The sequence below is a fragment of the Streptomyces sp. NBC_01235 genome, from assembly GCF_035989285.1.
GTDB lineage: Bacteria > Actinomycetota > Actinomycetes > Streptomycetales > Streptomycetaceae > Streptomyces.
Genome location: NZ_CP108513.1, coordinates 9,742,171 through 9,755,904 on the forward strand (window position 1 = coordinate 9,742,171; position 13,734 = coordinate 9,755,904).

Consider the following 13,734-nt stretch of genomic DNA (forward strand, 5'->3'; position numbering starts at 1 on the left):
CCTTGGGTGCCGAAGGGCTCCGGACGCTGCTCAGCAGCGTCCGCTACGAGGTGCTGCCCGCGAAGGCGACCGAGGACAAGGTCCTCGCCCATGTTCCGAGCGACGTCGTGGTCACGGTCACGGCGTCGCCGGTCAAGGGCCTGGAACCGACCCTCGATCTCACCACCCGGCTCGCGGCGCACGGTTACCGCGTCGTCCCGCACGTGCCCGCGCGGCTGCTGCGCGACGAGGTGCACCTGAAGGAGGTCGTCGAGCGGCTGCGCGAGGCGGGCGTGGACGACGTCTTCGTCCCGGCGGGCGACGCCGACCCGCCGGCCGGCGCCTACGACGGTGCGCTGCCGGTGCTGCGCAGGCTGAGCGAGCTGGGCAGGCCCTTCGCCCGCGTCGGGGTCACCGGTTATCCCGAGAGCCATCCGCTCATCCACGACGACCTCACCATCCAGGCGATGTGGGACAAGCGCGAGCACGCCACGTACATCGTGAGCAACCTCTGCTTCGACCCGCGGGTGCTGGGGGAGTGGATCGCCCGGATCCGGCGCCGGGACATCACCCTGCCCGTCCACCTGGGCGTCGCGGGGCCGGTGCAGCGGGCGAAGCTGCTGGCGATGGCGACGAAGATCGGCGTGGGGGAGTCGACGCGGTTCCTGACGAAGCACGCGTCGTGGTTCCTGCGGTTCGCGACGCCTGGGGGTTACTCGCCCGACAGGCTGCTGACCCGCGCGGAGGAGGCCGTCACGGCGCCTTCGGCGGGGGTGGCGGGCCTGCACCTGTTCACCTTCAACCAGATCGCCGAGACGGAGGCGTGGCGCTGCGCCGCGCTGGAGCGGCTCGGCGGCTGAGGGCGGTGCGTCGGGCCTTGCCGGGGCCGAGCCCCCAGACCCCCCTTGGGCCCTTGAGGGGCCTCTCCCTCGAACGCCGGACGGGCTGGATGTGCCCGTCCGGCGTTCGTATACGTACGCGTCCTGCTCAGCGGAAGACCACCGTGCGGTTGCCGTACACCATGACGCGGCTCTCGCTGTGCCACTTCACCGCGTGCGCGAGTACCTGTGCCTCCACGTCCCGCCCGACCGTGACCAGCTCACCGGGGTCGAGCGAGTGGTCCACCCTGACCACGTCCTGCTCGATGATCTGCCCCTCGTCCAGGTCCGGTGTCACATAGTGCGCCGTCGCCCCGACGAGCTTCACCCCGCGGTCGTAGGCCTGCTCGTAGGGGCGCGCGCCCTTGAAACTGGGGAGGAAGGAGTGGTGGATGTTGATGGCGCGGCCCTCGAGCTGCTTGCACAGGTCGTCGGAGAGGATCTGCATGTAGCGGGCCAGCACCACCAGGTCGATGTCCAGCTCCCGCACCAGCTCAAGGAGGCGCGCCTCGGCCTCGGCCTTGGTGTCCCTGGTCACCGGGACGTGGTGGAAGGGGATGCCGTAGGTCTCCGCCAGCCCCTCGAAGTCCCTGTGGTTGGAGACGATCGCGGGGATCTCGATGTTGAGGGCCCCGGTGCGCCGGCGGAAGAGCAGATCGTTGAGGCAGTGCCCGAACTTGGACACCATGATGAGCGTCCGGGTGGGCGTCGAGGCGTCCCACAGGGTCCAGGAGATCCGGTAGGCCTCGGCGACGGGACCGAACCGGTAACGCAGAGTTTGCAGATCCGCGTTTGGATCGGAAACGTCGAAGTGGACCCTCATGAAGAAACGGCCCTGGAGTCGATCATCGAACTGCTGGCTCTCCAGGATGTTGCCGGAGTTCCTGACGAGAAAGCCGCTCACGGCGTGGACCAGTCCCGCGCTGTCGGGACACGAGAGAGTGAGGACGTACTCACGGCCAGGTTGCGGTCTAGGGGACACGGCTGCCTCCGTTGGTGCGTATTGCACAACTCAGTGAGCGATGCGCAACATGGTCCAGGCAGGCGGGGCCCTTGGTCAAGAGAGAAGGGGCCGTTGGGCCCTTGCGAAATCGTCATCCGCCAACCTCTTGACGTATGTCTGCACATTGGCCAGGGTGTTCCACCACAAGCAATTGGATGCACGATGCGCAACGCATTTCAGCTGAAGGGCATGGCGCGTGGCAGACCTGTATGTGAACGGTGAATGGCGGGATCCGGTGGCCGGGGGCCTGAGGGAGATCCGCTGTCCCGCTGACGGCACGCTCTCTGCGACCGTATCGGAAGGGACGCGTCCCGACACCGAGGCGGCGATCGCCGCGGCCCGCCGCGCCTTCGACGAGGGTCCCTGGCCTCGCACCCCCGAGCGTGAGCGCGGCGCACTGCTGCTGCGCACCGCCGACATCCTCGAGCGCGACGCCAAGGATTTCGCCCGCGCCGAGTCGCTGGACACCGGCAAGCGGCTGGTGGAGAGCGAGTACGACATCGCCGACGTCGTCTCCTGCTTCCGCTACTACGGAGGGATCGCCGGCACCGACGCCGGCCGCGTGATCGACACCGGCCGCGACGACGCCGTCAGCCGTGTCGTCTACGAACCGATCGGCGTGTGCGGGCTGATCACCCCCTGGAACTACCCGCTCCTGCAGGCCAGTTGGAAAGTCGCCCCGGCCCTGGCCGCGGGCAACACGATCGTCCTCAAGCCCAGTGAGCTCACCCCCTCCACCTCGATCCTGCTGATGAAGGCACTCGAGGAGGCCGGGCTCCCGGCCGGCGCCGCCAACCTCGTCCTGGGCGCCGGGCCCGAGGTGGGCGCACCGCTGTCCGAGGACGCGGCCGTCGACATGGTCTCCTTCACCGGCGGGCTGGAAACGGGCAAGCGGATCATGGCCACCGCAGCGGCGACCGTGAAGAAGGTCGCGCTGGAGCTCGGCGGCAAGAACCCCAACGTGATCTTCGCCGACGCCGACTTCGAGACGGCCGTGGACTTCGCTCTCACGGCCGTCTTCCTGCACTCGGGGCAGGTCTGCTCGGCCGGCGCCCGGCTGATCGTCGAGGACTCCCTGCACGACCGCTTCGTCGACGAGGTCGTCCGCCGCGCCCGGCAGATCCGCCTGGGCGGCCCCTTCGACCCCGAGGCCGAGACCGGAGCGCTGATCTCCGAGCAGCACCTGACGAAGGTCGAGGCGTACGTCGCCGCGGGGATCGCCGAGGGCGCCGTCCTGCGCTGCGGCGGGCAGCGGCCCGACGACCCCGCCCTCGCGAACGGCCACTACTACCCGCCGACCGTGCTCGACGAGTGCACGCAGGACATGCGCGTGGTGCACGAGGAGTCCTTCGGACCCGTGCTGACCGTCGAGCGCTTCACCGACGAGGAGGACGCCGTACGCATCGCCAACGACACCGAGTACGGACTCGCCGGAGCCGTGTGGACCCAGGACGCCGGAAAGGCCCAGCGGGTCGCCGGGCGGCTGCGCCACGGCACGGTGTGGATCAACGACTACCACCCCTATGTGCCGCAAGCCGAATGGGGTGGCTTCGGGCACTCGGGCGTGGGCCGGGAACTGGGACCGAGCGGCCTGGACGAATACCGAGAGCCCAAGCACATCTGGCAGAACATCCAACCCCGGCCGCAGCACTGGTTCCGCGGCTGAACGCCGAAGAGAGGTCGATCATGACCCCAACACAGACCGAGGTGCCGCAGCGGCGCGGCGCGCCCCAGGATTCCGACGGTACTCCGGTCATATCCGTGCGCCGGCTGTGGAAGGTGTTCGGGCCCAAGGCCGACCGGGTTCCGGAGTCCGAGGAACTGTGCGGCCTCACCCGCCGTGAGCTCATGGACCGTACCGGCTGCACCGCCGCCGTACGTGACGTGAACTTCGACGTCCGCAAGGGCGAGGTGTTCGTCGTCATGGGGCTGTCCGGCTCCGGCAAGTCCACGCTGGTGCGATGTCTGACCCGACTGATCGAACCCACCGCCGGTGAGCTCGTCTTCGAGGGGGAGGACATCCGCGAGGCGGATGCCAAACGCCTGCGCGACCTGCGGCGCCGCAAGTTCTCCATGGTCTTCCAGCACTTCGGGCTGCTGCCCCACCGTCGCGTCGTCGACAACGTGGCCTTCGGCCTGGAGATCTGCGGTATGAGCAGGGCCGAACGCATCAAACAGGCCATGGAGATCGTCGAACTGGTCGGCCTCGCCGGCTACGAGAACTCCTACCCCGACCAGCTCTCGGGCGGTATGCAGCAGCGCGTCGGCCTCGCCCGGGCGCTGGCCGGCAATCCGGACGTGCTCTTCTTCGACGAGCCCTTCTCGGCCCTCGACCCGCTGATCCGCCGCGACATGCAGAACGAGGTCATCCGGCTGCACCACGAGGTCGGCAAGACGATGGTGTTCATCACCCACGACCTCTCCGAGGCGCTCAAGCTGGGCGACCGCATCCTCATCATGCGCGACGGCAAGATGGTCCAGTGCGGCACCGGCGACGAACTGGTCGGCGCCCCCGCCGACGACTACGTACGCGAATTCGTCAAGGACGTGCCGCGCGGCGACGTGCTCACCCTGCGGTGGATCATGCGCCCGCCGGCGGACGGCGACGCCCTGGACGGTCCCGAGCTGGGCCCGGACGTCGTGGTGAAGGAGGCCACCCGGGCGGTCCTGGCGGCCGACAAGCCGGTCAAGGTCGTTCAGGACGGCAAGCTGCTCGGCATCGTCGGCGACGAGGAGATCCTCGCGGTGGTCGCCGGGCACGAAGGCGGCGCGTGATGGCCGTGGCCCTGGAGAAGTCCGCACCGCTGGCCGGCGTACGCAAGGTCAGCCGGCGCACGGTGGTGGCCGCGATCCTGGCCGCCTGGCTGCTCCTGTTCGTCATCTTCCGCGGGAAGCAGACCCTGACCCTGGCGGCGGCCGACCTCACCGATCTGCACCGGTGGTTCAACGACGTCAACGACTCGATCGGCGCGGACCGCAACTCCAACCCGCTCTTCCTCTACTTCTTCAACGAGATCCGCCTGGTCATCGACAACCTGGTGACCTTCATCCAGCACCTGATCTCACAGCCCTCCGCCGGCCGCCCCCTGCCGCAGATCGGATGGCTCGGCGTCGTCGGCGTCGTGGGCTACGTCTCCTGGGCCGTGGGCAACTGGCGGGTCGCCCTGCTGGCCGTGGCGGGCTTCACCTTCCTGGGGCTGCAGGGTCTGTGGCAGGAGAGCATGGACACCCTGTCGCTCACCCTCTCCGCGGTCTTCGTGGCGCTGCTGTTCGCGATCCCTCTGGGCGTGTGGGCGGGGCTGTCCGACCGGGTCAACCGGATCGTGACGCCCTTCCTGGACTTCATGCAGACGATGCCGACCTTCGTCTACCTCGCCCCGCTGACCCTGTTCTTCCTCATCGGCGGCGCCTCCGCCACGATCGCCACCGTGGTCTACGCGGCGCCGCCGGCGATCCGCATCACCGCGCACGCCATCCGCTCCGTGCCGGAGACCACCGTCGAGGCGGCCGAGTCGCTGGGGGCGACACGGCGGCAGGCACTGCTGAAGGTCCTGCTGCCCATGTCCAAGCGGACCGTGGTGATGGGCGTCAACCAGTCGATCATGGCCGCCCTGGCCATGGTGACCATCGCGGCCCTGATCGACGCGCCCGGCCTCGGCAAGACCGTCGTCCAGGCTCTGCAGTCGCTCGACGTGGGAACGGCCTTCAACGCGGGGCTCGCCATCGTCGTCATGGCGATCGTCCTCGACCGGGTCACCACCGCGGCCAGCGCCCGTGCGGAGACGGCCCGGCGCTCGAAGAACCGCTTCCTCAAGTGGCGCAGGCCGCTGCTCGGCGCGGGCGCGGCGGTCACGGCGGTCCTCCTCTACATGTCGCACACCTATGTGTGGGCGGCGGAGTTCCCCGGCGACGGCAGCCTCGGCAGCTCCATCGCGAGCGCGGCGGACACCGCGACCACCTGGGTGCAGGACAACCTCTCGGGCCTCACCAACGCCTTCCGCGACGGCATCACCAACGGCCTGCTCAACCCGTTCCAGTCGCTGCTCACCGACTCCCCGTGGTGGCTGGTCGGCGCGGTGCTGATCACCCTGGGCGCTGTGCTCGGCGGCTGGCGGGCCGGGGTCACCACGGCCGTCTGCCTGGGCCTGCTGGTCGGTACCGGCCTGTGGTCGGACGCCATGACGACGCTGGCGTCGACCCTGGTGGCGACGGTGCTGGTCATGCTGCTCGGCATCGTCCTCGGCGTGTGGATGGGGCGCAGCCCGCTCGTGGACCGGGTGCTGCGGCCCTCCCTGGACGCGGCACAGGTCATGCCGCCGTTCGTCTACCTCGTGCCGTTCCTGGCGCTGTTCGGCGCGACCCGCTTCACGGCCATCGTCGCCGCGATCGTCTACGCGGCTCCGGTCGCCATCAAGATCATCGCGGATGGGGTCAGGGCGGTCCCCGCGACCACCGTCGAGGCGGCCACCTCCGCCGGGTGCAACACCTGGCAGATCATCACCAAGGTTCAGCTGCCGATGTCACGCAGCGCCCTGACGCTCGCCACCAACCAGGGCCTGATCTACGTGCTGTCGATGGTTGTTGTGGGCGGCCTGGTGGGAGCGGGCGCCCTCGGCTACGACGTCGTGGCCGGATTCTCGCAGGGGCAGCTGTACGGGAAGGGGCTTGCGGCGGGGCTCGCCATCGTCCTTCTCGGAGTCATGTTCGACCGGATCACTCAGGCAGCGGCGCGGCGCGTGAGCGCGTAAAGGAGCACTGACGATGGCAACACAGGTACGACAGTGGAGAGTCGGCGCGGCCGGCATGGCCGTTCTCGGGCTCACCCTCACCGCCTGCGGCGGTGCGAAGGTCGGTGACAGCTCCTCGGCTTCGGACAGCTCGGGCAAGTGCGGCACCTTCAATCTCGCCGTCAACCCGTGGGTGGGCTACGAGGCGGACGCGGCGGTCGTCGCGTACGTCGCGCAGAACGACCTCGGCTGCACGGTCAAGAAGAAGGACCTGAAGGAAGAGATCGCCTGGCAGGGCTTCGGGACGGGCGAGGTTGACGCCGTCCTGGAGAACTGGGGCCACGACGACCTGAAGAAGAAGTACATCACCCAGCAGAAGACCGCCGTGGCCGCCGGCTCGACCGGCAACAAGGGCATCATCGGCTGGTACGTGCCGCCGTGGCTGGCCAAGGCGCACCCGGACATCGCCGACTGGAAGAACCTGGACAAGTACGCGTCCAACTTCAAGACCTCCGAGTCCGGCGGCAAGGGTCAGCTGCTGGACGGCGACCCGTCGTACGTCACCAACGACGAGGCACTGGTGAAGAACCTGAAACTGGACTTCAAGGTGGTGTACGCGGGCAGCGAGACCGCGCTCATCCAGTCCTTCCGGAAGGCCGAGAAGAACAAGGAATGGGTGATCGGCTACTTCTACGAGCCGCAGTGGTTCCTGTCCGAGGTGCCGTTGGTCAAGGTTGATCTGCCCAAGTACACGGCCGGGTGCGACGCCGACGCGGCGAAGATCGCCTGTGACTACCCCGTCTACGACCTCGACAAGATCGTCAGCGCGAAGTTCGCGAAATCCGGCAGTCCGGCCTACGACCTGGTGAAGAACTTCAACTGGACGAACGACGACCAGAACACCGTGGCCAAGTACATCGCGGTGGACAAGATGTCGCCCGACGCGGCGGCCAAGAAGTGGGTGGAGGCCAACCGCGCCAAGGTCGACGCCTGGCTCAAGTAGCCCGCGTCGAGAAGACGGTCCGAGATGCCCGGCGGGCGGTGTGCACCTGTGTGCGCCGCCCGCCGGGCATTGCCGTGTTTCGGGCTGTTTGCCGACGTCACCGACCCCTTGACACCCCCTCCTCGTGACAGGCACATTGAGTTGCGCAACCTGAACCATGTTGCGCTGCAAGCAACTCGACTGGTTTTGAATCCGGAGGTGCGGCGATGGCGGGACCCCGAGTGGTGATCATCGGAGCGGGTGTCGTGGGAGCGGCGCTCGCGGACGAGATCTCCGCGCGCGGCTGGACCGAAGTGACCGTGGTCGACCAGGGCCCGCTCCCCGCGACCGGGGGCTCCACGTCGCACGCCCCGGGCCTGGTCTTCCAGACGAACTCCTCCAAGACCATGACCGAGCTGGCCCGCTACACCGTCGAGAAGTTCTGCTCCCTCGACGTCGACGGCAAGCCCTGTTTCCTGCAGGTCGGCGGCCTCGAAGTGGCGACCACCCCCGAGCGCCTCGCGGAACTGCACCGCCGCCACGGCTGGATCACCGCCTGGGGCATCGAGGCCCGGCTGCTGAGCGCCGACGAGTGCGTCGAGCAGCACCCGCTGGTCAACCGGGACAGGATCCTCGGCGGCCTCCTGATACCGACGGACGGCCTCGCCAAGGCCGTCCTCGCCGTCGAGGCGCAGATCCGCCGGGCCACCGAGCGCGGCGTCACCTTCCTGGCCCGCCACGAGGTGCTCGACGTCCAGCAGAGCGAGGGCCGGGTGACCGGTGTCCTCACCGACCAGGGCGAGCTCGCGGCCGACATCGTGGTGTGCTGCGCCGGCATCTGGGGCCCGAAGATCGCCCGCATGGCCGGCATGAACCTCCCGCTGACCCCGCTCGCCCACCAGCTCGCCTGGACCGGACCGGTCCCGGCGCTCGCGGGCCAGACGGAGGAGGCGGTGCGGCCGATCCTGCGCCACCAGGACGCCGATCTCTACTACCGCGACCGCTTCGACGGCATCGGCATCGGCTACTACGGCCACCGCCCGATGCCCGTCTCGGCCGACGACATCCTCTCCGTCGACGAGGCCGACCGGATGCCGTCGGTCCTCGAGTTCACCGAGGAGGACTTCGAGGACGCCTGGACCGAGACCCGGTCGCTGCTCCCCGCGACCGCGGAGGCGAAGGTCGAGGAGGGCATCAACGGCCTGTTCTCCTTCACCACCGACAACTTCCCGCTCCTCGGCGAGTCCCCGGACGTCAAGGGCTTCTGGGTCGCGGAGGCGGTGTGGGTCACCCACTCCGCGGGCGTGGGCCGCGCCATGGCCGAATGGCTCGTCGACGGCCACTGCTCGTCCTTCGACCTGCACGAGTGCGACGTCAACCGCTTCGAGCCGCACCAGTTGTCCCCGGAGTACGTCCTGGCCCGCGACTGTCAGAACTTCGTCGAGGTCTACGACATCCTCCACCCCCTCCAGCCGTCGGGGGACCCGCGCCCGATCCGCACGAGCCCCTTCCACGCCCGCCAGCAGGAGCACGGCGCGTTCTTCCTGGAAGCGAGCGGCTGGGAGCGCCCCCAGTGGTACGAGGCCAACGCGGGGCTGGTCGAAGGCCGCAGCATTCCCACCCCCAACGACTGGGCCGCGCAGTTCTGGTCACCCATCGTCGGTGCCGAGGCACAGGCAACCCGTGAGACCGTCGCGCTGTACGACATGACGGCACTCAAGCGACTCGAGGTCAGCGGCCCGGGCGCCGCGGACTTCCTGGAGGGGCTCACCACCAGCAAGGTCGCCAAGTCGGTCGGCTCGGTGACGTACACCCTGCTCCTGGACCACAAGGGCGGCATCCGCAGCGACGTCACCGTCGCCCGCCTGGCCCGTGACCTCTTCCAGGTCGGCGCCAACGGCAACCTGGACCTCGACTGGCTCACCCGCCACCTCCCCGCCGACGGCACCGTCCAGGTGCGCGACATCACCCCCGGCACCTGCTGCATCGGCCTGTGGGGCCCGCTGGCCCGCAAGGTCCTGCAACCGCTGACGGACGAGGACTTCTCGGGCGACGGCCTGAAGTACTTCCGCGCCAAGCGCGCCCACATCGGCTCGGTGCCCGTCACCGCGATGCGGCTGTCCTACGTCGGTGAGCTGGGCTGGGAGCTCTACACCACCGCCGACCAGGGCCAGAAGCTGTGGGACACCCTGTGGCGGGCGGCCAGGCCCCTCGGCGGGCTCATCGCCGGACGTGGCGCCTTCAACAGCCTCCGCCTGGAGAAGGGCTACCGCTCCTTCGGCACCGACATGACCTACGAGCACGATCCCTACGAGGCCGGCGTCGGCTTCGCCGTCAAGCTCGACAAGGGCGACTTCATCGGCAAAGCCGCCCTGGAGCGCCGCAAGGAAGCCGTGCGGCGCAAGCTGACCTGCCTCACCATCGACGACCCGCGGTCGGTCGTGATGGGCAAGGAGCCCGTGTTCGACGGTGACCGTGCGGTCGGGTACGTCACGAGTGCGGCCTACGGCTACACGATCGGTAAGGGGATCGCGTACGCATGGCTCCCCGCGGAGCTCGCCGTCCCCGGGACGACGGTCCACATCGGCTACTTCGACCGGCGCGTCGAGGCGGTCGTGAGCGAGGAGCCCCTTTTCGACCCCACGATGTCCCGTCTTCGTGGGTGAGCGGGTCGTTCGGCTGCGGGCCCGTCGTGGCAGGTCGCGCCCACGCGGCGGAGCCGCCCATCGCTACAGCCCCGCGCCACTGTGGGGCGCTCATCGTCAGCCCAGTCGGAAGGAGCACCGTCGGTGACCGCACAGCTGCTTGACGGCAAGGCGACCGCCGCCGACATCCGTCGCGAACTCGCCGAGCGCGTGGCCAAGTCGACCGCGACCGGCGAACGCCCCCCGGGGCTCGGCACCGTCCTCGTCGGCGACGACCCGGGCAGCCACGCCTACGTCGCCGGCAAGCACCGCGACTGCGCCCAGGTGGGCGTCGCCTCCCTGCGCCGCGAACTGCCCGCCGACGCCACCCAGCAGCAGGTCGAGGCCGTCATCGACGAACTCAACGCCGACCCGGCCTGCACCGGCTACATCGTCCAGCTCCCGCTCCCGCGCCACCTGGACGCCAACGCCGTACTGGAACGCATGGACCCGGCCAAGGACGCCGACGGGCTGCACCCCGTCAACCTCGGCCGGCTCACCCTGGGCGTCGACGCCCCGCTGCCGTGTACCCCACGCGGCATCGTCGAACTGCTCCGCCGGTACGAGGTGCCGATCGCCGGGGCACGCGTGTGCGTGGTCGGGCGCGGCATCACCGTCGGACGGCCCATCGGACTGCTGCTCACCCGCAGGTCCGAGAACGCCACCGTCACCCTCTGCCACACCGGCACCAAGGGTCTGGCCTGGCATGTGCGCGAGGCGGACATCGTCGTCGCGGCGGCCGGCTCGCCCGGACTGATCACCAAGGACATGCTGCGCCCCGGCGCGGCGGTCCTGGACGTCGGCATCACCCGCACCGACCACGGGCTCGTGGGCGACATACATCCGGACGCCGCCCAGGTCGCCGGATGGCTCGCGCCGATGCCCGGGGGAGTGGGACCCATGACCCGGGCGATGCTGCTCGCCAACGTCGTCGAGGCCGCCGAGAGGAACGCGAACACCGTATGAACGCGCTGAACACCCCCCTGGCGGAGCTGGACCCCGAGGTCCACGCCGCCCTCCGCGCAGAGCTGCACCGCCAGCAGTCCACCCTCGAGATGATCGCCTCCGAGAACTTCGCGCCGTCCGCCGTGATGGAGGCCCAGGGGTCGGTCGCGACCAACAAGTACGCCGAGGGCTACCCCGGCCGCCGCTACTACGGCGGCTGCGAACACGTCGACGTCACCGAGCGCCTGGCCATCGAGCGCGTCAAGTCCCTCTTCGGGGCGGGCTTCGCCAACGTCCAGCCGCATTCGGGCGCCCAGGCGAACACCGCCGTCTTCTTCGCCCTGCTCCAGCCCGGCGACACGATCCTCGGCCTCGACCTCGCACACGGCGGGCACCTCACCCACGGCATGCGCATCAACTACAGCGGCAAGATGCTGAACGTCGTGCCGTACCACGTGGCGGAGACCGACAACCTCATCGACATGGACGAGGTGGAACGCCTCGCCAAGGAACACCGCCCCAAGATGATCATCGCGGGCTGGTCGGCGTACCCGAGGCAGCTGGACTTCGCGGCCTTCCGGCGCATCGCCGACGACGTCGGTGCCCTCCTCATGGTCGACATGGCGCACTTCGCGGGCCTGGTCGCCGCCGGACTGCACCCCAGCCCCGTCCCCCACGCGCACGTGGTCACCACCACGACGCACAAGACGCTCGGCGGTCCCCGCGGCGGTGTCATCCTCACCAACGACGCCGACCTCGCCAAGAAGATCAACTCGGCGGTGTTCCCCGGAATGCAGGGCGGCCCCCTGGAGCACGTCATCGCCGCGAAGGCCGTCTCCTTCAAGGTGGCGGCGACGCCCGAGTTCGCCGAACGCCAGGCCCGCACGCTGGCCGGCGCCCGCATCCTCGCCGAGCGCCTCACCCGGCCCGACGCGGCCGCGGCCGGAGTGAAGGTCCTGACCGGCGGCACGGACGTCCATCTCGTCCTCGTCGACCTCCGCGACTGCGCACTCGACGGACGGCGGGCCGAAGACCTGCTCCACGAGATCGGCATCACCGTCAACCGCAACGCCGTCCCCTTCGACCCGCGCCCGCCCATGGTCACCTCCGGCCTGCGCATAGGCACCCCCGCGCTGGCCACCCGAGGCTTCACCGAGGAGGACTTCGCCGAGGTCGCCGACGTGATCGCGCTGGCCCTCCGGCCCGAGCCGGACGTCACCGCACTGCGCGCCCGCACCGAGGCACTCGCGGCCACGTACCCGCTCTACCCGCACCTCTCGCACGACGGAGACGTCCGATGAGCCCCAGCACCCCCGGCGCCGACCTCCCCGACCACCCGGACTGGCTCTGGCGCAATCCCGAGCCCAGGCGTTCGTACGACGTGATCGTCGTGGGTGGCGGCGGACACGGCCTGGCCACCGCCCACTACCTGGCGAGGAACCACGGCATCACCAACGTCGCGGTCCTGGAGAAGGGCTGGCTGGGCGGCGGCAACATGGCCCGCAACACCACGATCATCCGCTCCAACTACCTGTGGGACGAGAGCGCAGGCATCTACGAACACGCCCTCAAACTGTGGGAAGGGCTGGCGCAGGAGCTCGACTACCCGATCCTCTTCTCCCAGCGCGGCGTGCTGAACCTCGCCCACAGCCTGCAGGACGTCCGCGACAGCGTGCGCCGTGTCGAGGCCAACCGGCTCAACGGCGTGGACGCCGAGTGGCTCGACGCCGAGCAGGTCAAAGAGGTCTGCCCGATCGTCAACATCTCACCCGACGTGCGCTACCCGGTCCTCGGCGGCACCTACCAGCCGCGCGCCGGAATCGCCAAGCACGACTACGTGGCCTGGGGCTTTGCCCGCTCCGCGGACGCCGCCGGCATCGACATCATCCAGAACTGCGAGGTCACCGGCCTGGACGTGGTCGGCGGCCGGGTGGTCGGCGTCCAGACCACGCTGGGTCCCATCGCCGCGGGCAAGGTGGCCCTGTGCTCGGCCGGCCACACCTCGGTCCTCGCCGCCATGGCAGGCATCGAACTCCCGGTCCAGAGCCACCCGTTGCAGGCCCTGGTCTCCGAGCTCCTGGAGCCGGTCCACCCCACGGTGGTCATGTCCAACGCCGTCCACGTGTACGTCAGCCAGGCGCACAAGGGCGAGCTGGTGATGGGCGCCGGCATCGACGCGTACAACTCCTACACCCAGCGCGGCGCATTCCACATCATCGAAGAGCAGATGTCCGCAGCCCTGGAACTCTTCCCGGTCTTCGCCCGCGCCCACGTGCTGCGCACCTGGGGAGGGATCGTCGACGTCAGCCCCGACGCCTCGCCGATCGTCGGCCTCAGCCCGGTCGACAACCTCTACCTCAACTGCGGGTGGGGCACGGGCGGGTTCAAGGCCACCCCGGGCGTCGGCTGGGTCTACGCCCACACCATCGCCCACGACACCCCGCACGCCCTGAACGCCCCCTTCTCGCTCGACCGTTTCACCACCGGCGCGCTCGTCGACGAGCACGGCGCGGCCGCGGTGGCCCACTAGGGAGCC

Annotated in this window: 10 protein-coding genes; 9 read left to right on the forward strand and 1 reads right to left on the reverse strand. The window is 69.5% G+C overall.

Annotation, left to right across the window (positions count from 1 at the left end; genetic code table 11):
- Positions 1–2: 2 nt before the first annotated feature.
- A complete protein-coding gene (locus OG289_RS43860) occupies positions 3–839 on the forward strand; it encodes a 5,10-methylenetetrahydrofolate reductase (protein ID WP_327319588.1) in 837 nt (278 codons plus the stop codon).
- A 127-nt stretch (positions 840–966) separates the two neighbouring features.
- Here the strand turns inward: OG289_RS43860 and purU are convergent, their stop codons facing one another.
- Positions 967–1,839 (reverse strand): formyltetrahydrofolate deformylase, encoded by an 873-nt coding sequence (gene purU / locus OG289_RS43865; RefSeq protein WP_327319589.1) that lies wholly within the window; start codon positions 1,837–1,839, stop codon positions 967–969.
- 217 nt (positions 1,840–2,056) lie between these two features.
- Between purU and OG289_RS43870 the strand changes: the two genes are divergently transcribed.
- The 8 genes from OG289_RS43870 to OG289_RS43905 all read left to right on the forward strand — a co-directional run bounded on the left by OG289_RS43870 (position 2,057) and on the right by OG289_RS43905 (position 13,728).
- Positions 2,057–3,526, forward strand: a complete 1,470-nt coding sequence (locus OG289_RS43870) for an aldehyde dehydrogenase family protein (protein WP_327319590.1) — start codon at positions 2,057–2,059, stop codon at positions 3,524–3,526.
- 20 nt (positions 3,527–3,546) lie between these two features.
- Complete coding sequence (locus OG289_RS43875) at positions 3,547–4,635, forward strand: quaternary amine ABC transporter ATP-binding protein (RefSeq protein WP_327319591.1); 1,089 nt, start codon at positions 3,547–3,549, stop codon at positions 4,633–4,635.
- Positions 4,635–6,608 carry an ABC transporter permease gene (locus tag OG289_RS43880; RefSeq protein ID WP_327319592.1) on the forward strand — a complete coding sequence of 658 codons (1,974 nt, stop codon included), beginning with the start codon at positions 4,635–4,637 and terminating at the stop codon, positions 6,606–6,608. The genes OG289_RS43875 and OG289_RS43880 overlap by 1 nt, the downstream gene beginning before the upstream one ends.
- A gap of 13 nt (positions 6,609–6,621) precedes the next feature.
- Positions 6,622–7,590 carry an ABC transporter substrate-binding protein gene (locus OG289_RS43885; protein WP_327319593.1) on the forward strand — a complete coding sequence of 323 codons (969 nt, stop codon included), beginning with the start codon at positions 6,622–6,624 and terminating at the stop codon, positions 7,588–7,590.
- A 206-nt stretch (positions 7,591–7,796) separates the two neighbouring features.
- Positions 7,797–10,235 (forward strand): GcvT family protein, encoded by a 2,439-nt coding sequence (locus OG289_RS43890; protein ID WP_327319594.1) that lies wholly within the window; start codon positions 7,797–7,799, stop codon positions 10,233–10,235.
- 123 nt (positions 10,236–10,358) lie between these two features.
- Positions 10,359–11,219: a bifunctional methylenetetrahydrofolate dehydrogenase/methenyltetrahydrofolate cyclohydrolase gene (locus OG289_RS43895; RefSeq protein WP_327319595.1), complete on the forward strand. Its 861-nt coding sequence runs from the start codon at positions 10,359–10,361 to the stop codon at positions 11,217–11,219.
- A complete protein-coding gene (gene glyA / locus OG289_RS43900; protein WP_327319596.1) occupies positions 11,216–12,499 on the forward strand; it encodes a serine hydroxymethyltransferase in 1,284 nt (427 codons plus the stop codon). The genes OG289_RS43895 and glyA overlap by 4 nt, the downstream gene beginning before the upstream one ends.
- Positions 12,496–13,728, forward strand: a complete 1,233-nt coding sequence (locus OG289_RS43905; protein ID WP_327319597.1) for a sarcosine oxidase subunit beta family protein — start codon at positions 12,496–12,498, stop codon at positions 13,726–13,728. The genes glyA and OG289_RS43905 overlap by 4 nt, the downstream gene beginning before the upstream one ends.
- Positions 13,729–13,734: the final 6 nt, after the last annotated feature.

Excerpts from the sequence above, each read along its gene's own strand:
- OG289_RS43875 (WP_327319591.1), top strand. The coding sequence starts at position 3,547 with ATGACCCCAACACAGACCGAGGTGCCGCAGCGGCGCGGCGCGCCCCAG.
- OG289_RS43880 (WP_327319592.1), top strand. The coding sequence starts at position 4,635 with ATGGCCGTGGCCCTGGAGAAGTCCGCACCGCTGGCCGGCGTACGCAAG.
- OG289_RS43885 (WP_327319593.1), top strand. The coding sequence starts at position 6,622 with ATGGCAACACAGGTACGACAGTGGAGAGTCGGCGCGGCCGGCATGGCC.
- OG289_RS43890 (WP_327319594.1), top strand. The coding sequence starts at position 7,797 with ATGGCGGGACCCCGAGTGGTGATCATCGGAGCGGGTGTCGTGGGAGCG.
- glyA (WP_327319596.1), top strand. The coding sequence starts at position 11,216 with ATGAACGCGCTGAACACCCCCCTGGCGGAGCTGGACCCCGAGGTCCAC.
- OG289_RS43905 (WP_327319597.1), top strand. The coding sequence starts at position 12,496 with ATGAGCCCCAGCACCCCCGGCGCCGACCTCCCCGACCACCCGGACTGG.